Raw genomic sequence first — 20,891 nt, 5'->3', positions numbered from 1 at the left:
TTTTTGCCTGCCCTATTTGCATTACCGCTTTTTTTCTTCGTGATGTGCTTGGTGTGCCTTAGTGATGGAAAAAGTCATTGGTCATTGGGAAGGATGAACGATAAATGTTGAGTGATGAATGGTGATTGGTGAATAGTGAATGGTGAATGGTGAACTGTTGATTTTCTGTGTTTTACTCATATTTCCATTGCTATCCTGAACGGAGCGCAGCGTGGTGAAGGATCTCAAAAAACGGGCAGTGGTTAAAATAGATTCTTCGCTACGCTCAGAAGGACAAAAGAAGTTGATTTTTTGTGATTTGGTTTTTTGCTTTTTGGGATTTCCCACTTTAGGCACTTGAAGTACTTAAAATGTGAAGGACGTCTCTTTTCAAGTCGGACAGGACTTGAAAAGTGGAGACATAGACGCGGACAAGATCGGGAAATTATCGTTCGAGCGGATACTCAAACGATGAAGGAGTAAAATAGATTCTTCACTTCGTTCAGAAGGACAAAAAAAGTTGATTTTTTGGAATTTGCTTTTTTGCTTTTTGAGATTTCGTTTGCGATTTGTTTTTTGTCTTTTGGGATCTCCTCTGTGGCCGTGATGGGAGTGGCAGCGCCCGGCGACAGAAGCCGATGTGAAGCCCCGCCTCGCTACGCAGTCGGGCAGGCAGGCGGCAGACAGCGACCGCAGGGAGCTCGTATGCCGCGGGAGCGAAACACGGCTTATGGCGCCGGGACTAAAACGGACAGCACGAAAAGCCACCCTGAAAAAGAGAGAAAATGTTATTTAAGCCACCAAAATTCGGTTTTTCTTTGGCTGGAGATCAGATTCGAAGACTTTTCCGGTGGAAAAGCAATAGCCAAAAAACGCCAATGGTGATGGAAGCATCGGCAATGTTGAAAATCGGACGGAAAAAAATAAAATGATTTTCCGGACCAAATAGAAATCCGGGCAACCAGGAGGGGGCTTGTGAACGCGGAATGTCTATCAGCGGAAAATAAAGCATGTCCACAACTTTTCCGTGTAAAAATCCGGCGTAACCATGACCAAACGGTACCAGGGTAGCTACAGAATGAAAAGTGCTTTGAGAAAAAATGAGGCCGTAAAAAGCACTGTCGATGATATTTCCAATAGCTCCGGCAAAAATGAGCGACATGCTAAGAATAAGTCCTGTTTTTTTCTTGTTTTTTATGAGTAAATACAGAAAAAAACCGATGCCTCCAATGGCGAGCAGCCGGAAAATACTCAATGCCAGTTTTCCCCAGCTTCCGGCCAGTTGCATGCCAAAAGCCATTCCGTTATTCTCCGTAAAGAAAAGATAAAACCAATGATCAATTACCGGTACATTTCCGCCAATGGGCATAGTAAGTTTGATATAAAACTTCAATGCCTGGTCGAGGACAAGAACCGTCAGAATAACCAGTACCGATTTTTTCAAAACACGGAATTAAAAAGGTCGTTTAATCGTTAATGTTGTTTTTTCTCATTTTCGTTTTTGCTTCAATACTCAGGGTAGCATGCGGAACGGCACGCAGGCGCTCTTTGGAGATGAGTTTGCCGGTTTCGCGGCAGATGCCGTAGGTTCCGTTTTTGATACGGATCAGTGCATTTTCCAGGTTGTTGATAAACCGTTCCTGGCGAGCAGCCAGCCGGCTGTTTTCTTCTTTTGACAATACCTGTTGACCTTCTTCCAGCACTTTAAAAGTAGGAGAGGTATCATTAGTGTCCGAACCACTGTCGTTGGTGTATGCTTCTTTAAGTAGTTTGAGGTCAGCACGCGCCTTTTCCAGTTTTTCCAGAATAATCTGCTTGAACTCTTCCAGCTCTTCGGGAGAGTACCTTAATTTTTCTTCAGTTTTCTTCTCTTCTTTCATGGCCTCAGTTTTTTAATGTTATGGTTTAAAAACCGTTTTAAAAATACGAATTTTCTTCGTTGTTATTATTTTTTCTCAATGTTAATTTTGGCAGTAATCCCGTCGGTTAGTTCAACTTCTTCAAAACCATTATTCTGAGAATTTTCGACGAAAGTAAGGTCGGCCAAAGTTTCGGTGCAAATATAATCTTTAAACGACTCAAAAGCCTCATCGGTTGTTTCCGATTTTTCAATTTGTAATGTAATCCGGTCGGTGACTTCCAGTCCTTTTTCTTTTCGCAGATTTTGAACGCGATTTACCAGTTCACGGGCCAACCCCTCTTTTTTCAGGTCGTCGGTGATGGTGATATCCAAGGCCACGGTCAGGTTGTCCAGCGAAGCTACACTCCAGCCGGGAATATCCTGCGTGGAGATTTCCACATCTTCGCGGGTGATTTCTACCGGCTGACCGTTTATTTCCAGTTGTAACGTTTCCCCGTTTTCCAGTTTCCTGATGTCGGGTTGTCCCAGCTGCATAATCGCACCGGCAAGTTGTTTCATCATTTTGCCATATTTCGGTCCCAGTGTTTTAAAATTGGGTTTTATTTTCTTCACCAACACTTCCGAATCACCGGTGATGTATTCAATGTGCTTGATGTTGGTTTCCGAAAGGATAAGGTTTTCTACAGCCTGTACCTGCTCCTGAAAATGTTTGTCCAACACCGGAATCAGTACTTTGTTCAGTGGTTGACGTACCCGGATGTTGGTTTTTTTGCGAAGCGAAAGAATCATGGAAGAAATTTTCTGCGCAATTTCCATTCTTTCTTCCAACAGTTTGTCAATCTGACTTTCGTCGGCTTCGGGGAAGTCTGTCAGGTGTACCGATTCGGCTTTTATCCTGCCGGTTACATCGTTCAGGTCTTTAAAAAGCCGGTCGGCATAAAACGGAGCCACGGGTGCCATAAGCTGGGCAACGACTTCCAGGCAGCGGTACAACGTTTGATAAGCCTGAATTTTATCTTCCGAATAGCTTCCTTTCCAAAATCTTCTGCGCGAAAGACGTACATACCAGTTGCTTAAATGTTCGTTTACAAAATACTGGATGGCACGGCCGGCACGGGTAGGTTCGTAATTTCCGTACGCTTCGTCCACGGTTTTAATGAGAGAGTTCAGCTCGGAAAGAATCCAGCGGTCGAGTTCGGTACGTTTTTCAACCGGTATTTCCTCTTCGCTGTAAGTAAACCCGTCGATGTTGGCATACAAAGCAAAGAAAGCATAGGTGTTGTGCAGTGTCCCGAAAAATTTACGGCGCACTTCGTCCACTCCGTTCAGGTCAAAACGCAGGTTATCCCACGGTTGCGAATTGGTAATCATGTACCAGCGGGTAGCATCGGAACTGTATTTTTCGATGGTTTCAAACGGATCTACAGCATTGCCGAGTCGTTTCGACATTTTGTTTCCGTTTTTGTCGAGCACCAGCCCGTTGGAAACCACGGTTTTATAAGCTACCGAATCGAAAAGCATGGTGGCGATGGCATGCAGGGTGAAAAACCATCCGCGGGTTTGGTCTACGCCTTCGGCGATAAAATCGGCCGGGAAATTGTTTTTGAAAGTTTCTTTATTTTCAAAAGGATAATGCAACTGGGCATACGGCATGGAACCCGAATCGAACCATACATCGATAAGCGACGGTTCGCGGTACATTTTTTTACCGCTGTCGGAAACCAGCACAATGTTATCCACATACGGACGGTGAAAATCGAACGTGCGGTAGTTTTCGTCGCTCATGTCATCCGGATTGAAGTCTTTCAGCGGATTTTCTTTCATCACGCCGGCGGCAACGGCTTTTTCCACTTCGGCTTTCAGCTCGGCTGCCGAACCCAGACATTTTTGTTCGGTACGGTCTTCGGTAGTCCATACCGGCAACGGCACGCCCCAGAAACGTGACCGCGACAGGTTCCAGTCCACCAGATTTTCGAGCCAGTTGCCAAAACGGCCTTCGCCGGTGGCTTTCGGTTTCCAGTTAATGGTTTTGTTCAGGGCAATCATCCGGTCTTTCAAAGCGGTGGTTTTTACAAACCACGAATCCAGCGGATAATACAAAACCGGTTTATCGGTACGCCAGCAGTGCGGATAGTTGTGGACGTGTTTTTCGATACGGAAAACTTTGTTTTCTTTTTTCAGGCTGACAGCCAGGTCGATATCCAGGCTGCCGTCTTTATCGCTGAGTGTTTCGTCGTAAGCATTTTTTACATAACGTCCGGCGTACTCGTTGTACAGGTCGGCGTTAACATACTCTTTTACAAAATCTTCGTCCAGCATGTCCAACGTATAAAAACGGCCTTTCAGGTCCACCATCGGGCGTTTTTCGCCGTTTTTATCGATCAAAATCAACGGGGCAATGCCGGCTTCTTTGGCTACGCGGTCGTCGTCGGCCCCAAAAGTGGGTGCAATGTGTACAATGCCGGTACCGTCTTCGGTGGTAACAAAATCGCCGGTAATGACTTCGAAGGCTTTTCCCATGGGTTTCACCCACGGAAAGAGCTGCTCGTAACGGATACCCGTGAGTTGCTTGCCCGAATATTGACCGATAACTTTGTACGGAATGTGTTTGTCGCCCGGTTTATAATCTTCAAAGGCAAGGTCTTTATCTTTGGGTTTAAAATAGGCGTCCAACCGGTCTTCGGCCAGTATTACCGTTTCGGGAATGCCGGTGTACGGATTAAATGTTTTTACTTTCAGATAACGGATATCCGGGCCAACAGCCAGCGCCGTGTTGGACGGCAGTGTCCACGGAGTAGTGGTCCAGGCAAGGAAATAAACGTCTGTATCGGTGTCTTCAAATAAAAATTCCGAACGGTCGTCGCGAATCACCTTAAACTGTGCCACGGCGGTGGTGTCGGATACATCGCGGTAGCAACCCGGCTGGTTCAGCTCGTGGGTACTCAGTCCGGTACCGGCAGCCGGCGAATAAGGCTGAATGGTGTATCCTTTGTACAACAATCCTTTGTCGTAAAGCTGCTTCAGCAGGTACCACACCGTTTCGATGTACTTGTTGTCGAAAGTGATGTAAGGATGTTCCAGATCGACCCAGTAACCGATTTTTTTGGTCAGGTCGTCCCACATGTCCTTGTATTTGAGCACTTCTTTACGGCAGGCGTTGTTGTATTCTTCCACGCTGATTTTCTTGCCGATATCTTCTTTGGTAATGCCGAGTGTTTTTTCCACGCTAATTTCCACCGGCAGGCCATGGGTATCCCAGCCGGCTTTGCGTTCTACATATTTTCCCTTTTGGGTTTGGTAGCGGCAAAACAAATCTTTGATGGTACGCGCCATTACGTGGTGAATGCCCGGTTTTCCGTTAGCTGACGGCGGGCCTTCGTAAAAAACAAAAGGGGTATTGCCTTCGCGGTTTTTCAGGCTTTTTTCAAAGATTTTGTCTTTCTCCCAAAACTTTCTGACTTCATCGCCAATTTGCGTCAGGTTTAACTGTTTATATTCCTGATATTTTTTTCCCATGGAAACCGGTTTTATCGTGTTCTTCAAAAAATTGGCTGCAAAATTAGAAAATTTCGCCGCACCTTGTACAGAATACCTAAAAATGTGATTCTTCCGGAGATATATCTTTCTTTTCTGTCATTTTTTCCGGATGAAATGATGGGTTTCGGATGCCATTTCCGGTAGTACGTTAAATAATCTTAAAACCAATTTGTTAGATTCAATATCATGCCGTTTTTGGCGTTAATTTTGTGTTGTTGTTTTCAAACCAAAAATCAAGTGTCATGAAAACGATGAGGAACATTTTTTTATCTGTTATTTTCATGTTTGCAGCAGCCGGCGTAAAAGCACAAATAATCCAACCCGACACAACCGGTAATGCTATGAATAAACCACAGGTACACATTCAGGTGCAAAAAAAGTATGATAAAAACGGAAATCTTATTCGCTACGATTCAACGTACGAGTGGACCTATCGCAACGGCAACGAAAATGTACATATCGATATGCAGCAAATGATGGGTGATTTTAAGCCCTTCTTCCGGCAAAATCTGCCCGATTCGTTGTTACAGATTTTTGGAAACCCGAATTTTGACCTGAACGATTCGTCTATGATGGATGCTTTCTTTAACAATGCGCATTTTTTTGATGACTGGCAGAAGGAAATTTTTGACATGAACCGCGAAATGCGTACCATGGATTCATTACGTATGGAATTTTTAAAAAGATACATGCATCATTTAAAACATCAGGGTAAACAGAAAAATCCATTGAAAGCCGGAGTTTATTAAACACTTATCCGGTAAACGGGTTGAAAAAGCCGTTTGAGAGAGGATAGAATGCCGGCAGGTTTCCATAGTTTTTGATACTTTTGCTATCTAAAAGTTTTGTTATGATTCATTTGAAATTCAATTACGAAAAAGTACTTCCTTTTATTGGCCGGCAAGAAATTCACGGTTATCAGGAAGCCATTGAAAGTCACTTTCTGGCTATTCGTGAACGGACAGGAAAAGGCAGCGATTTTTTGGGATGGACCGAACTTCCTTCATCTACGGATGAAACCCTGATAAAAAAAATTGAAACGGCGGCAACCCGTTTTCGTGAAATGTCCGAAGTAAGTGTTGTGGTGGGGATCGGCGGTTCGTACCTCGGCGCACGGGCTGTTATTGAAGCGTTGTCACCCCATTTCCCGCTTTTGCGTAAAAAGGCCGGTAACCCGGTGATGCTGTATGCCGGAAATAATATCAGCGAAGATTATCTTGCCGAACTGTTGCAGGTTCTGGATGAGAAAGAATATACCCTTACGGTGATTTCCAAATCGGGAACTACTACCGAGCCGGCGCTGGCATTCCGGTTGCTGCGCGAACACATGGAGAAAAAATACGGGAAAGAAGAAGCCCGTAACCGCATTATTGCCATTACGGATAAAGAAAAAGGCGCTTTAAAACAGCTGGCTACAGAAGAAGGATATGAAACATTTGTTGTGCCCGACGATGTGGGCGGCCGCTATTCGGTGCTGACTCCGGTGGGCCTGTTGCCCATAGCGGTGGCTGGTTTTGATATCCGTGCCCTGCTGCAGGGAGCCCGGTATATGCAGGAATTTTTGCAAACGACTTCGCAGATTGACGAAAATCCGGCAGCTGCCTATGCCGCTGTTCGTAATGCGTTGTATGCTAAAGGAAAAACCATTGAGATCATGGTGAATTACGAACCGGCATTGTTTTATTTTACCGAGTGGTGGAAACAGCTGTACGGCGAAAGCGAAGGCAAAGAAAACAAAGGAATTTTCCCTGCCGGCGTAAGCAATACCACCGACTTGCATTCCATGGGACAGTACATTCAGGAAGGAAACCGTATTTTGTTTGAGACTGTACTTTCGGTAGAAAGGCCCAAACACAACCTGGTGGTTCCTGCCGAAGAAGCGAACCTGGATAAGCTGAATTATATTGCCGGTAAACGGATTCACGAAGTAAACCGGATGGCTGAACTGGGAACTGCCCTGGCCCATGTGGACGGCGGGGTTCCCAACCTGAAAGTAACCCTTCCGGAAATAAACGAAACCACTCTTGGCGAATTGATTTACTTTTATGAAATGGCCTGTGCGGTAAGTGGTTATTTGCTGGGCATTAATCCATTTGACCAACCCGGTGTGGAAGCGTACAAACGGAATATGTTTGCGCTGCTCGGGAAACCCGGTTTTGAAGAAGAAACAGAACGAATCCGGGAAAAGCTCAATTAAAAATGCCGTGACAAAAACCAGGATGAAAGCATTGAAAATCAGTTTGCAGATACTTTTTATCAGTTTGTTGGGAAGTTTTTCTCTTTCGGCACAAACGCTGGCTCCTTCGGGGCAGCTGGGAGGCGAAAGGAATCTTTATATGATGAACAAGCAGGTGAATCAGTTTGTTCATCGTTTTAATATGGAAGAAGCTCCCGATGGCTTGCCATTGCAAAAAACAGATAAGAGATATCATAATAATGCGTTACGGAAAAAGCTATTGCCGTATTTGTTCGATATGCAAAATCCGCGAACATCGGGCAAACTGCAAACCTATTTTATTGAAGATGTGACCAATGCCAAACATCCGGTTTATCTGAATTTTCTGGATAAAAACTGGTATGCCGAAGTGTCGGCTACTTTTAAAAAAGAAGGAGAACCGGTGCACCTGATTCTTTTTCTGACGGTAGAAAAGGCCGGACTCGGATCGAAATGGATTATCAGCAATGTGTACGATCCGGAATTACACAATCTTTTTCCGGCAGAAAGCAAAGCCGGACAGATGAAATACTTTTTGCATCCGCAAAGTCACGAACTCGATTTCATGAATTTGAACAAAGCGCTTGATGATCCGGAACACGTGGAATATTATGCCGCCACCAATTACCGTCCGGATTATCTTACGTTGTTTTTTTATTTGATGAAAACAGGAGCACTAACGTTTGATCACATCGATTCGGTGAAGTTTCATTTTTTACAAATCCCTCATTGGTATTTTGAACTGAGTTATTTTAACCGGAATACCAGCAATTCGGGTTGGTTAATCTCTAATTTAAAATACGTATCTCCTCAGGAGAAAGCAAAACTCATTAATTTCTTTCGCTCATGTTCAACAAAATAAATTTTCTGTTTTTCATTTTTCTTCTCTTGGCACCGGGGGTTCAGGCCCAGAAAACGGCGGTAAAACTTACGCCCAAAGAAATAGCCGGCTATAAAACCGAATGCCGGCAAATGATGGAATATTTGGAGGGAACGTTGAATTTTCTGGGAAATCCGGAAAATCCACCGGCCGAAAAAGAGATCATTATTAATAACAGCTATCTGAAAATTTTTCAGAATGACAAAGTCCAGATCGAAGGCGATTTGGATGCCCACCGGGTTGTTCCTATCCATAAAGATGTTCAGGCTTATTTAAAAGACGTGGTGTTTTTCTTTAAGAAAGTGCATTTTACTTTTCACATCACCAACATTCAGCCGTTACAGGCTCCTGACGGGCAGATTTATTTTAAGGTTACTTTAAACCGGACGTTGAAAGGGATTACGGTGAATGGCGATACGGTGGAGAATAATCAGTTGCGTTATGTGGAGATTAATCTTGACCCGGAACAAAACAGCCTGAAAATAGCCAGTATTTATACCAATAAACCGACGGATGATGCCGAAATAGAGTATTGGTGGAATACCCTTTCTCCGGCCTGGAAAAATTATTTTGGGAAAGCCATTCGGGTTTACGACAGCATCCCGCTGAATCACCTTCTCTCTTTTTCCGACAAGAACATTGTTGTTGAAATAAAAAAGGTTTATGATGCGGATAGCCTGAATGCCGATTCGGCACGTCTTCAGCAACCGGAAGAAGACAGTTTGCTGGTGGTGAGCGATTCGGTGGTTTGGGTGCCGGATACCCTCCCGATGAAGAATACCGGATTAATGATCCAGCTGGTTCGTCATTTGCGGGAAGCCCGCGAAGTGAATATTTCCGGTAACCTGGATATTGAAAACCTGCAGCCATTGAGCGAAATGGATAATTTGCGCACATTAAATTGTGCCCATACCCTGATTGATGATTTGACTCCATTGCGTACCTTAAGCCGGTTAGAATATCTGGATATTACCGGATGTCCGGTGGAATCGCTGGAACCCTTGCGTTACATTTCATCACTCCGGGAGCTGGATGCAGCTTATACGCCGGTAAAAAAGATTAAAGTGCTGGCCGGACTAAGAAACCTGGAGGCTGTTAATCTTTCTCATACCCGGGTGGATTCTATCCCTAATTTCCAAAGCCTGGTTCATTTGCGTTCTCTTGAACTGAATGCTGTTCCGGCACAAAAAATCGATTCGCTGGCTTCGTTAACCCGGTTAACGGCCCTTTCGCTGGCAAGAAGTCATGTTAAAGATTTCTCGCCTTTGTCTTCCATGCGGGCTTTGCAAACCCTGAATCTTGACAGCACGTTGATCATCGATTTGCATCCGTTGAGTACACTCGATTCCCTGACCATTTTGCAAATTAACGGAACCCGTGTTTCCGACTTGATGCCTTTGGCCGGGTTGAAATCCCTGAAATACATTTATTGTGATAACTCGGGGGTTCATTTGCAGCAGGCGACGGCTTTTCATAAAAAAAATCCCCATTGCCAGGTGATTTTCAATTCGCAGAAACTGGAAAAATGGTGGGCATCACTTTCCGACAGCTGGAAAAATATTTTTATTTCTCACACCGGTTTGCAGCCTCCCATTACCAAGGAACAACTCCATAAATTATTGCTTATAAAAAAACTGGATTTGCATGGCAATTCAAAGATTCATAGTCTGCAGCCGTTGGTAATGCTTATCCGTTTAAAATCGTTAAACGTATCGGGAACTTCGGTGAGCAGCCTGCAACCGCTTGCTGCGTTGCGTACCCTGCAAAACCTGGATGTTAGTTACACCCGTGTTACTTCGCTGGAGCCCTTGAAAAATTTGACCAATCTGCAAAAACTGAATATTGAAAATACAGCTGTGTCCGATTTGATGCCTTTGGCAGGAAGTCAGCGATTACAGCTGATTTTGGCTGATCATAGCAAGGTAAACGAGAAAAATGTATTGGCTTTACAGAAACATCTTCCCCAATGTTTGGTGATTTTTCAAAGCGACCGGTTGAAAATCTGGTGGAATAACCTGGAGAAACCCTGGCAGCAGGCATTTGAGCAGCAGCTGGATATGAATAATCCGCCAACTCCCGGACAGATACAACAGTTGATTAACCTGGAAAAGATTAATGTAACCAATCATCTTGATATTGATAATGTGGAACCGCTTACGCTTTTTAAACGGTTGAAAAATTTACGTTTGGATAATACTTCGGTTACGGATATTTCGCCGCTTGCTGAAATAAAAACCCTCCGGATCCTGTCCATTACCAATGGTCCGCTGTGGGATATTTCGCCATTGGTCGAATTAAAACAATTGGAGGTGCTAAAGCTCGAAAACACGTCGGTGGAAGATCTGTCTCCCATACAGGGGCTGCATCAGTTGCAGAAGCTGAATATTTCGGGGACGAAAGTGAAAAACCTGAAACCTCTTTCGGGGCTTACCCGTTTGCAAGAACTGATAATGAACAACACGCGGGTGAGTACACTTAAATACATTATGGCGTTGCCGCATCTTACGCTGGTACGGTGTGACCACACTTATCTCAGAAAAAAGAAAGTGGATAATTTCAAGGAGAAACATCCGAAAACCCGGGTTATTTTTTATTGACATTACCTTTGGGATGTGGGAATGTTTGGATGTGAGGAGGTTTGGATATGCGATGTGAAGATGGGGGATGTTTGATGTCAACGATGAGTGTTGAACAGTGTTTTATCTGTGTTTCCGGTGTCATCTTGAACGCAGCGCAGCGGAGTGAAAGATATCAAAAATAATCACGGCTGTTAAAGCGGTTAAAAAAGATGTTTCACTACGTTCAACATGACAAAACAGTTGGTTTTGGGCGCTTGTGATTTTTTTGCGATTTGCTTTTTTGTTTTTTGTGATTTCCAACCTTTGTCATTGGTCACTGGTCATTGGGAATGATGAACGATAAATGTAGAATGTTGAACCGATGAATGGGAAAGAGTCATTGGTGATTGGTTGATTTTAAGTTATTTATGGTTTTGTATTCTGCGTTTAGGGTTTAGGGTTTTTTTGTGATTTGTCTTTTTGTTTTTTGTGATTTCCAACCTTTGTCATTGGTTACTGGTCATTGGGAAGGATGAACGATAAATGTGGAATGATGAACCGATGAATGGGAAAGGGTCATTGGTGATTAGTTGATTTTAAGTTATTTATGGTTTTGTGTTCTGCGTTTAGGGTTTAGGATTTTTTTGTGATTTGTCTTTTTGTTTTTTGTGATTTCTGTTTTACATCACAAAGCGCCAGATGAGTTTAACCTGAACGGTAGTGTATTTGGCGTCGAACTGATGGTTTTGGGTATCGTATCCCTGGTTGACCACAAAATAGAAATTGGTTCCGGGTTTGGGAATCCAGTTTATTCTGAAATTCATCAGTATTTCTTCTTCTTCATTATTCCACTGGGCAAATAATGAGCCAAATAAATCGGGATTTACAGCAAAGTCAGCACGACCACTTACTTCGTGTACTACAAAATCGCCGCCGGGTAAAAAGATATTTTGATGGGAGTAATCGCCGCTAATGCGAATGTATTTTGAAATTTGCCAGTTTAACCGTCCGGATAAAATTGTCCGGTTTCCGTCATAAAACCCACCCCAATTTGAAAAAAACTCAGCATACACTTTTCGCCCGCGGTAAGTGGCGAACTGCAGTTCCCAGTCGGTATACCAGTATTCTCCTTTAGGAATGATGATATCATCATAAATGTTAAAATCTTCCGTCAGGTTTTCTGCTTTCCGTTGGATATTGAATTCAAAATATTCGCCGCTCCGGGTAGTAAATCCCAATGGCCTGAACTCTGACCAGAATGACTGTAACTGATGGGTAATATCATCCACGTACCAGTTAAAATCGAATAGTTTAAAATAAAACTGCTGGAAAAACCGGAGATGTTTTTTGGGGCGGGGCTTAATCCGTAAATCGGCATTGTACATTTGGTAAGCTTTGCGGCGCTGATAACCCACTTCCGGATTAAATCCGGCTCCCGAGCGGTCCCAGACAGCAGAAAAATCAACAAAGTCGTTGGGGTAGTCGAAAAACAACCGGCTGGCCAGTCCTGTTTTCTGGGCTTTGTCCGATGTGTAACTTTGCGCTATAGCTCCGCCGAACGAGATGTTTTTGTCGCCTTTAAAATGCGAATTGAAATAGGTAAAATCAACCCCGTAAGTAAGATTTTGTCGTCCGGGTTCCAGCTTGCTCACAGCAATCATTCCCACACTCGATTCTTTGAAAACATCCTGTTTAATGCGGACAACCGAATAGTTGGTGGCAGGCAACGTATCTTTTTCGGCCGTTTCGATGCTCATGGCTCCGATGGAAGTCTTTCCGGTTTTTCCCATCATACGAACACCGGCAATAATGGGAACGGTGGAATTGTCAGGAGCCAGTCCAATGCGACGAGAATAAAACGGTTGAGTACTGTAACCTAAACCAAAATTGAAATAATTCTTTCCTTCCAGAAAAAATTCCCTTTTTTCCGGATAGTAAAGCGAAAAACGGGATAAATTCACTTGCATCCGGTCCGATTCCACCTGGGCAAAATCAGTGTTGATGGTTAAGTTCAGTTTTAAGGTAGGCGTTACAAGATAGTTTACATCGCCTCCCACATTCCAGTTAAATTTCGGGTCTTCGCCTTTATTGATTTCCAGTCCGGTAATGCCGTAAGGTTTTAGTTCGATCAATGACGTTTTACTTTTTCCGGAGATGCCCACAAGATAACCGGCTTTGGAAAGCTGCCGGATGCTGGCATTTCTTGACCATCCCTGCCAGTCGTCCTGCTCTCGTTTCCGGCGGATGTTGCGTTCAAAGTTGATACCCCAAATCTGGTTTTTCTTTTTAGTAAAACGCAGGGTGGAAAAAGGAATTTCAAACTCAGCAAACCAGCCTTGGGCCGTGCGGGTGGTTTTTACGTTCCAAACCCCGTTCCATGAAGGATTGGTACTCTCGCCATTGCGTGAAATCAAAATATCGGTACGTGCGGCATTAGGATTGGTGATGAACAAATAGCCGTTGCGATGGTCGCCATAAGTGTCAATCACAATTTGAAAATTATCATCTGTACTGTAATCAAAATCGCGTTTCATTTGGCTGGCCACAATTTTTTCCGGATGATCATCGTAGCACCATACGCCGACGTAAAGATTTTTTGAATCGTAAACCACAGCTACTTCTGTCCGCTCGGTAGCCGGTTGTCCTTCATGTAGTTCGCGTTGTGTGAAGTTGGAAATTTTTTGTGCCTGCTGCCAGACAGTTTCATTCAGTTTTCCGTCCAGCTTAATAGGCTGACTCACCGGCAGGGCATGGAGTGTGTCGGGTTGAGAATGTTGGGCATGCAAGGGTAAAGTAAAAAGTAAAAAGCAAAACCCCAACAAAGTAAAGATTTTGTAATTGTCCGTCATGCTTTGTTGTGAGATTGAGGCACTCAAAGTTAGAATATTCGCGTGTTCTGTTATTCGTTGAGCACTAATTTATCTTTAATCCAGATAGAGATAGCTTTTCAGCGGGGAGCTCCGGAATGTTTTCAGAGGGTAATTCCCATTTTTTTCATTAAAAAGGTAGCGTTCATGTTTTCGGCTACTCCGTCTTTTAATAAATAATCAAACTGGAGCTGGTTATCTTTTATTTCTACTTCAAATCGTTTGTTGACAATGTTTTGAGGGAATTCATCAGCCAGTTTTCCCAGAGCCAGGTCATGGGTGGCAATCATTCCGGAAGCTTTTAGCCGGATGAGCTGCCGGAGCAGGGCTTTGGAACCTTTTTGTTTGTCTTTTGAATTGGTTCCGCGCAGAATTTCATCTAAAATGATAAACATCCGTTCTCCTTTTTCCAGCCGGACAATGATTTCTTTCAGCCGTTTGAGTTCGGCAAAGAAATAAGACTCTCCATCTTGTAAGGAATCGGTTGTTTTGATGCCGGTAAACAGTTGTATAGGAGTAAAATCCAGTTTGTCGGCCAAAACGGGAGCACCGGTCATCGCCAGCAGCAGATTGATGCCTGCCGTTCGTAAATAGGTACTTTTTCCGGCCATGTTGGCTCCGGTGATAATCAGGAATTTCCCCTCACCGGTAATATCTACCGGATTTCCCACACATTTCTCAGCAGGAATAAACGGATGTTTTAATGCCTCACCGGCCCATTGAAAGTTTGAATTAACCGGCCGGGGAAAAACGGCTTCGGGGTGTTGAAATGCAAATCCTGCCAAAGAACACAGCATATCTACCTGTGCCAGGGTGTTAAACCATTCCTGAAGGGATGAGCTGTATTGTTTTTTCCACCGTTCAACCCGGATGCTCTGCCAAAGATCCCACAGGAAAAAGGAATTCAGGAAAAAACCGGTGAGAAAATTAAGCCGGTAATCGAAAGCTTTTGTGATATCCGATAGTTTTTTCACGGCGGCATAAGCCGATTGTTTTCCCTGGGTTAGGGTTTGGGTGGCTTGTTGCATGATTTCGGACCGGAAGGATTCATTTTCGAGCTTCTCGAAAAGTTTTGCATATTGTTGCAATAGCGATGTTTTTCTTCCAAGCAGATCGTAGGCGCGATTAATCGCTGATGTATTGGGACCCAGGATGGAGAAAGGCCAGAGTAAAAACAGGAGAAGAATAATGGGGGGAAGACTCCCGGCAAGGGTGAGAAAAAGAATGGAAAAACCGGCCAGCGGAGTAATGACTATGGCGGCTCTGAGAAAAGGCCGGTCAAAGTGTGTTTCGTGGGTTGCCCAGCGGTAAAGACCAGTTACGCTGTTGCTTTCGTTTTCTTCATCTGGTCCGGCCGCCCGAAAGGCCTGGCGCCACAACGGTTTTTCTGATAATTCGGCAATGGCTTTTTGCCGGCGAATAATTTCTCCGGGTTGTTGTAATGGATACAAAAGCGTGTGGGCCAGCAGCTGGCTCCCCGGACGGGTAGCACAACGATGAAGTAACTGGTATAAAGAACGTTGTCCGAAAACATCCAGATCAGCAGCAAAGGGATGTGCTGCATCCTGAAAAACCGTTCCATCGGGTTGCCCTGAAGTGTCAAGATGTAGTAACTGCCATTCAGTTCGGTTTATTTTTAAAAGTTTGTCCGTTAATTTTTTCTTTTGGAAAAGCCGGATGTGCCGGTAAACAAAAAAACCAAAAACAGAAAAACCGGTGAGCGATACGGCTATTACCACACCGGACGTGTACGATGCGGCCAGATATATTCCGGTTATCGTGGCAAGAAAAGAAAGAATACGAAAGGCAGAAGTCTTTCGTATTTGTTTTTGTATTTGCCGGCTTTGTTTTTCGTAAATCGCGAGTTGGTCTTGAAAAAATCTTTCCGGTGAGACAGCCTGTTTTTTCATGTTTTTTGTTTCACCGCAAAAGTAATACAATTATGCTGTTTCTCTTTTTACCCTATTGCACGAAATCGCACACTTTTGTAGAAAAGCCGAACACTTTCCTGGGTTGGTGGACGGGGTGTATAATGGTGTAAAATATGTGTAAACAGATGTGTTTCAGTTAGATTATAACAGTGGCATAATTCATGGTCTTTATGTAGTGATCATATTTTTCACCGAAGCAAAAAAATAACAATGATACGTCTCGAAAATATTCATAAAAGTTACCGGATGGGGAAAAACAAACTCCATGTTTTAAAAGGAATTAATCTGCATATCGAAAAAGGTGAACTGGTTTCTATCATGGGGTCTTCCGGTTCCGGCAAGTCTACTTTATTGAATATTCTCGGCATTCTTGACAGTTATGACGAAGGAAAATATTTTCTGGATAAAACCCTGATGGAGAATCTCAACGAAAAAAAAGCCGCTTTTTACAGAAACAGAATGTTGGGGTTTGTTTTTCAGTCGTTTAACCTGATCCCCTTTAAAAATGCCATGGAAAATGTGGCTTTACCTCTTTATTACCAGAAAGTTCCCAGAAAAAAGCGTAACCAGTTGGCTTTAGAATATTTAGAGAAAATGGGGTTGGGTCCGTGGGCTGAACACATGCCCAGCGAACTTTCCGGCGGACAAAAGCAGCGGCTGGCCATTGCCCGTGCGTTGATTACCCAACCCAAAGTGATTTTGGCCGATGAGCCTACCGGTGCGCTCGATTCGAAAACTTCTATGGAAGTGATGGATTTGTTGCGACAGATCAACCGCGAAGGAATCACCATGATTATTGTTACTCATGAGCAGGACATTGCCGAAAAAACCGACCGGATTATCCACCTGAAAGACGGTCGTATTGAAAATGATGCCAACAGCAGTGAGTCGAAACAAAAAGTTTTTGAAAACCTTGTGGAAGAAGAAGCCTTGGCCTTATGATATTTGACCGTGACAAGTGGCAGGAAATCTTCAGTACGATTAGCAAGAATAAGTTACGTACTTTTTTAACGGGTTTTAGTGTGGCCTGGGGCATTTTTATGCTGATTATTTTGCTGGGTTCGGGACGCGGATTGCAAAACGGCGTGCAACATCAGTTTGCCGATGAAGCTACCAATAGTTTGTGGATTTTTCAGGGACTGACCTCCAAACCTTATAAAGGAACCAATGCCGGGCGCAGGATACAATTTACCAATGCAGATTATACCCGGACAAAAAAGGTGGATCCGCATATCGATCACATTTCGGGTCGTTTTTATGTGGGAAACAAAAATGTCAGTTACAAAACCTGGTCGGGTTCTTACGACATCCGGGCTGTGCATCCGGGAAACAGATACATCGAAAATACCGAAATCACCATGGGACGATTTATTAATCCGCTTGATATAAGTCACTTCAGTAAAGTGATTGTCATTGGTGATGTGGTACGAAAAGATCTTTTCCGGCACGGGATTTCTCCGCTGGGAAAATATGTGGAGGTAGGCAATATTCCGTTTAAAGTGATTGGCGTTTTTAAAGATGCCGGCGGCAACGGTGAAATGCGGAAAGCCTATATCCCCGTAACCACAGCACAACGTATTTTTAATGGTGGAAACCGGCTGGGAATGATTTCGTTGACCGTTGGCGACGCTTCACTGCGTCAAACCAAAACCATCGAAAAAGAACTCCGGATGCAATTTGCCAAAGCGCATCATTTTTCCCCTTCTGACCAAAGAGCCATTCGAATTTCGAATACCTTGGAACAATATGAAAAGTTTATGAACCTGTTTGCCGGAATCCGGTTGTTTATCTGGATAATCGGTATCGGAACCATTATTGCCGGTATTGTGGGGGTGAGCAATATTATGATGATTGTAGTAAAAGAACGAACCAAAGAAATCGGTATCCGGAAAGCGCTGGGTGCTACTCCTGCATCTATCGTAGGACTTATTTTAATGGAGTCGGTGGTAATTACCAGTTTGGCCGGATATATTGGCCTGATGGCCGGTGTAGGGTTGCTGGAACTGGTAAATAAGTATCTGCCGCCGTCTGACTTCTTCCGGCATCCGGAAGCCAACCTTTCCATTGCCATTTCAGCGATGGTTTTGCTGGTCATTGCCGGAGCCATTGCCGGATTTATTCCGGCCAAAAAAGCGGCTTCCATAAAACCCATTGAAGCGTTACGTGATGAATAATTCAGGAAAGGAAACCAACGATGAATCTATTTGACTGGGACAACTGGCAGGAAATCTGGACTGCACTGAAAAAGAATCCTGTCCGGACTTTTTTCACCGCCTTTGGCGTCTTTTGGGGCATTTTTATGCTGGTGGTGATGCTGGGCTCCGGAAAAGGTTTGCAAAACGGAGTGATGGAAGGTTTTGGTGACCTGGCTACCAATAGTTTTTTTATGTGGGCACAACAAACCTCACTTCCTTATCAGGGATTTAAAAAAGGGCGGAGTTTTCATTTTACCAATAGTGATATAAAAGCGATTCGTAAAAATGTTCCTGATGTAAAACTGTTGGCTCCCCGTTTGCAGGGAGGCGGTTATCGCGGTGCCAACAATGTGGTATACGGAAAGGAAACCGGAGGTTATACCATCTATGGCGATTATCCCGATTTTATTAAAATCAGTCCGGTGGACATGCTGAGTGGTCGTTTTGTAAATATGAATGATATTCGTCATTACCGTAAAGTGGCGGTCATCGGAAAAGACGTGGTGAGCGGATTGTTTAAAAACGGGGAAAATCCTATTGGTAAATACATTCGTATTCAAGGCGTTTACTTTGAAGTAGTGGGTACTTTTCAGTCTAAGAAAAAAGGTAACCGGGCCGACCGCGATAACAACAGCATTTTTTTGCCTTTTACCAGTATGCAGCGAACCTTTAATTATGGAAACCGGGTGTTCTGGTTTGCAATTACTTCGCAGGACAGCGTGCCGGCAACAGTTACTGAAGCCAAGGTCATTGCCCTGATGAAAAAAATCCATCACATCAATCCGAAAGATACCCAGGCTATCGGCCATTTTAACCTGGAAAAAGAATTTAAAAAAATGACCGGTCTTTTTGCCGGTATTAACGGACTGATCTGGATTGTGGGAGTAGGTACCCTGTTGGCCGGTATTATCGGCGTTTCCAATATTATGCTGATTATTGTCAAGGAACGGACCCGCGAAATCGGGGTGAAAAGAGCATTGGGAGCCACTCCTTTCCATATTATTTCGCAGATTATTCTTGAGTCGGTTACGCTGACTATCGTAGCCGGTTATACCGGACTTGTTGTCGGGGTGAGCCTGCTTTCGTTAATCGATAAGCTTTTGGTAAAAAGCGGCGGAAAATCACAGTTTTTTCTCCATCCCGAAGTGAATTTTCATGTTGCCCTGACCGCATTGGCTGTTTTGGTGGTATCGGGCATTTTTGCCGGAATGATTCCTGCCAAAAGAGCCGTAAGCATTAAGCCGGTGGAAGCATTGAGAGATGAATAAATTGATAAACAATTAATTAATAGAAATATGAAAACGTTTTTTAAAATCCTGATGGTTGTGGTTATCCTTGGAGTTTTTGGCTATACCCTTTATTTTTTATGGGAAAAATCCAAAGAAAAACCGGTAGTTTACAAAACGGAAAAACCGTTTGTTACCAACATCATCAAAAAAACGGTAGCCACAGGTTCGGTGGTTCCGCGTAAAGAAATTGAAATTAAACCGGTGGTTTCCGGAATCATTTCAAAGATTTATGTGCAGGAAGGACAAATGGTTAAAAAAGGCGATTTGATTGCCAAAATCCGGATCATTCCTAATATGATCAACCTGAACAATGCCATTTCGCGGGTCGATCAGGCTAAAATTAATTTAAGCGAAGCCAAACGTAACTATGACCGGCAACGCGAGCTGTTGGAAAAAGGAGTGATTGCCCAGGCTGATTTTGATGCGGTGGAAACCAAATACAAAATTGCCCAGGAAGAATTGCAAACGGCTAAAGAAAACCTGCAATTAATTAAAGAAGGACAGATACAGAAAAAAGGATCGCCTACCAATACGCTGGTACGTTCGACCATTTCCGGAATGGTGCTGGATGTACCGGTGGAAATCGGAAATCAGGTGATCGAAGCCAATAACTTTAATGCGGGGACGACCATTGCCACCATAGCCGATATGAACGATATGATCTTTAAAGGAAAAATTGATGAAACGGAAGTGGGAAAAATCCGCGTCGGAATGCCGCTGATTCTTACCATTGGCGCCATTGACAATGCCCGGTTTGATGCGGTGTTGACCAAAATAGCTCCTAAAGGAGTGGAAGAAAACGGCGCCGTTCAGTTTGAAATTCAGGCCGATGTAAAACTGAAGAAAAATGAATTTATCCGTTCGGGATACAGTGCCAATGCGGATATTGTTTTGGAAAGAGCCGACAGTGTCCTGGCCATCCCCGAACAGCTTTTGCAATTTCAGGGCGATACGACCACTTATGTAGAAGTGGAAACGGCACCACAGGTATTTAAAAAGCAGATAATTAAAACCGGAATCTCAGACGGAATCAATATTCAGGTTTTGTCGGGACTGAAAAAAGGCATGAAAATAAAGGTTCCCTCGTGACCCTTGGTTTAAAAAGATTTCTTTTTGATTTCAAGTAAGCCCTGGGTTTTGGGAACAAAAAAATATAAAAATGCGTCTTTGTGAGGAAATTCGGTGAAGCTCTCTTTATTTACGATTTTTCGCAGGTTTATTTTTCTCAGATACTAAATGGCGTAAAAGCTGTAGGCAGGCCTACCGAAACGGCGGGCCGGCGAGAGAGTGAATACCGAAAAGCTTACAGCATCGTGCAAAAGTGCTTGCATTTCTCTTGCGGTGAGCAAGAGACTCTTTTGCCGGAGATGTTGCTTTTCGGCAGAGCGGGAAGAAGCATTCGTTTCGGTGCGTCTTCTTTGGTTCCTTTCTTGACGAGACAAGAAAGGAACAGAAACTTTAAAAATTCTTTTTCAATTCAAGTAAAAAGTAATTCAGCCGGAATCAATGAATATGATTCAAAAACATGATGACGACTTTTTGAATGGTCACATAAAGATCTCGTATCAACCCTTTTTCT

General features: G+C 43.7%; 14 protein-coding genes. 9 read left to right on the top strand and 5 right to left on the bottom strand.

Annotated features, from left to right (window positions below; translation table 11 throughout):
* Positions 1-808 precede the first annotated feature (808 nt).
* The 3 genes from LA303_RS12910 to ileS form a co-directional block, all read right to left on the bottom strand.
* A complete protein-coding gene (locus LA303_RS12910; RefSeq protein ID WP_240525793.1) occupies positions 809-1,423 on the bottom strand; it encodes a lipoprotein signal peptidase in 615 nt (204 codons plus the stop codon).
* 22 nt (positions 1,424-1,445) lie between these two features.
* Complete coding sequence (locus LA303_RS12905) at positions 1,446-1,859, bottom strand: TraR/DksA family transcriptional regulator (protein WP_240525792.1); 414 nt, start codon at positions 1,857-1,859, stop codon at positions 1,446-1,448.
* A gap of 65 nt (positions 1,860-1,924) precedes the next feature.
* The gene (gene ileS / locus LA303_RS12900) at positions 1,925-5,356 is read right to left on the bottom strand and encodes an isoleucine--tRNA ligase (protein WP_240525791.1); all 3,432 of its coding nucleotides are present in this window, start codon (positions 5,354-5,356) and stop codon (positions 1,925-1,927) included.
* Between the two features lie 263 nt (positions 5,357-5,619).
* On the opposite strand from ileS, the gene LA303_RS12895 reads away from it, so the two are divergent.
* From LA303_RS12895 to LA303_RS12880, 4 genes are all read left to right on the top strand, one after another.
* Complete coding sequence (locus tag LA303_RS12895; protein WP_240525790.1) at positions 5,620-6,126, top strand: hypothetical protein; 507 nt, start codon at positions 5,620-5,622, stop codon at positions 6,124-6,126.
* 101 nt (positions 6,127-6,227) lie between these two features.
* A complete protein-coding gene (locus tag LA303_RS12890; protein WP_240525789.1) occupies positions 6,228-7,574 on the top strand; it encodes a glucose-6-phosphate isomerase in 1,347 nt (448 codons plus the stop codon).
* Between the two features lie 7 nt (positions 7,575-7,581).
* Positions 7,582-8,454, top strand: coding sequence for a hypothetical protein (locus tag LA303_RS12885; RefSeq protein WP_240525788.1), 873 nt, complete (start codon positions 7,582-7,584; stop codon positions 8,452-8,454).
* The gene (locus tag LA303_RS12880) at positions 8,439-11,069 is read left to right on the top strand and encodes a leucine-rich repeat domain-containing protein (RefSeq protein ID WP_240525787.1); all 2,631 of its coding nucleotides are present in this window, start codon (positions 8,439-8,441) and stop codon (positions 11,067-11,069) included. Before LA303_RS12885 ends, LA303_RS12880 begins: the two co-directional genes overlap by 16 nt.
* Before the next feature lie 641 nt (positions 11,070-11,710).
* Here LA303_RS12880 and LA303_RS12875 read toward each other — a convergent pair.
* Positions 11,711-13,879 carry a DUF5916 domain-containing protein gene (locus tag LA303_RS12875; RefSeq protein ID WP_240525786.1) on the bottom strand — a complete coding sequence of 723 codons (2,169 nt, stop codon included), beginning with the start codon at positions 13,877-13,879 and terminating at the stop codon, positions 11,711-11,713.
* Positions 13,880-14,001: 122 nt separating this feature from the next.
* Positions 14,002-15,807, bottom strand: a complete 1,806-nt coding sequence (locus LA303_RS12870; protein WP_240525785.1) for a MutS-related protein — start codon at positions 15,805-15,807, stop codon at positions 14,002-14,004.
* A gap of 231 nt (positions 15,808-16,038) precedes the next feature.
* Here LA303_RS12870 and LA303_RS12865 point away from each other — a divergent pair, with 231 nt between their 5' ends.
* The 5 genes from LA303_RS12865 to LA303_RS12845 all read left to right on the top strand — a co-directional run bounded on the left by LA303_RS12865 (position 16,039) and on the right by LA303_RS12845 (position 20,841).
* On the top strand, positions 16,039-16,770 hold the full coding sequence (locus LA303_RS12865; RefSeq protein WP_240525784.1) for an ABC transporter ATP-binding protein: 732 nt from the start codon (positions 16,039-16,041) through the stop codon (positions 16,768-16,770).
* A complete protein-coding gene (locus LA303_RS12860) occupies positions 16,767-18,002 on the top strand; it encodes an ABC transporter permease (RefSeq protein WP_240525783.1) in 1,236 nt (411 codons plus the stop codon). The genes LA303_RS12865 and LA303_RS12860 overlap by 4 nt, the downstream gene beginning before the upstream one ends.
* Positions 18,003-18,022: 20 nt before the next feature.
* Complete coding sequence (locus LA303_RS12855) at positions 18,023-19,291, top strand: ABC transporter permease (RefSeq protein ID WP_240525782.1); 1,269 nt, start codon at positions 18,023-18,025, stop codon at positions 19,289-19,291.
* Positions 19,292-19,318: 27 nt separating this feature from the next.
* Entirely contained in the window at positions 19,319-20,401 is a 1,083-nt protein-coding gene (locus tag LA303_RS12850; protein ID WP_240525781.1) for an efflux RND transporter periplasmic adaptor subunit, read from the top strand.
* 80 nt (positions 20,402-20,481) lie between these two features.
* The gene (locus LA303_RS12845) at positions 20,482-20,841 is read left to right on the top strand and encodes a hypothetical protein (RefSeq protein ID WP_240525780.1); all 360 of its coding nucleotides are present in this window, start codon (positions 20,482-20,484) and stop codon (positions 20,839-20,841) included.
* Positions 20,842-20,891 lie beyond the last annotated feature (50 nt).

Origin of the sequence: Candidatus Sulfidibacterium hydrothermale, from assembly GCF_020149915.1 — a bacterium.
GTDB classification, from domain to species: Bacteria; Bacteroidota; Bacteroidia; order Bacteroidales; family F082; genus Sulfidibacterium; species Sulfidibacterium hydrothermale.
The sequence above is the reverse complement of the archived record's forward strand: the minus strand, read 5'-3'. Positions and strand labels throughout refer to the sequence as shown.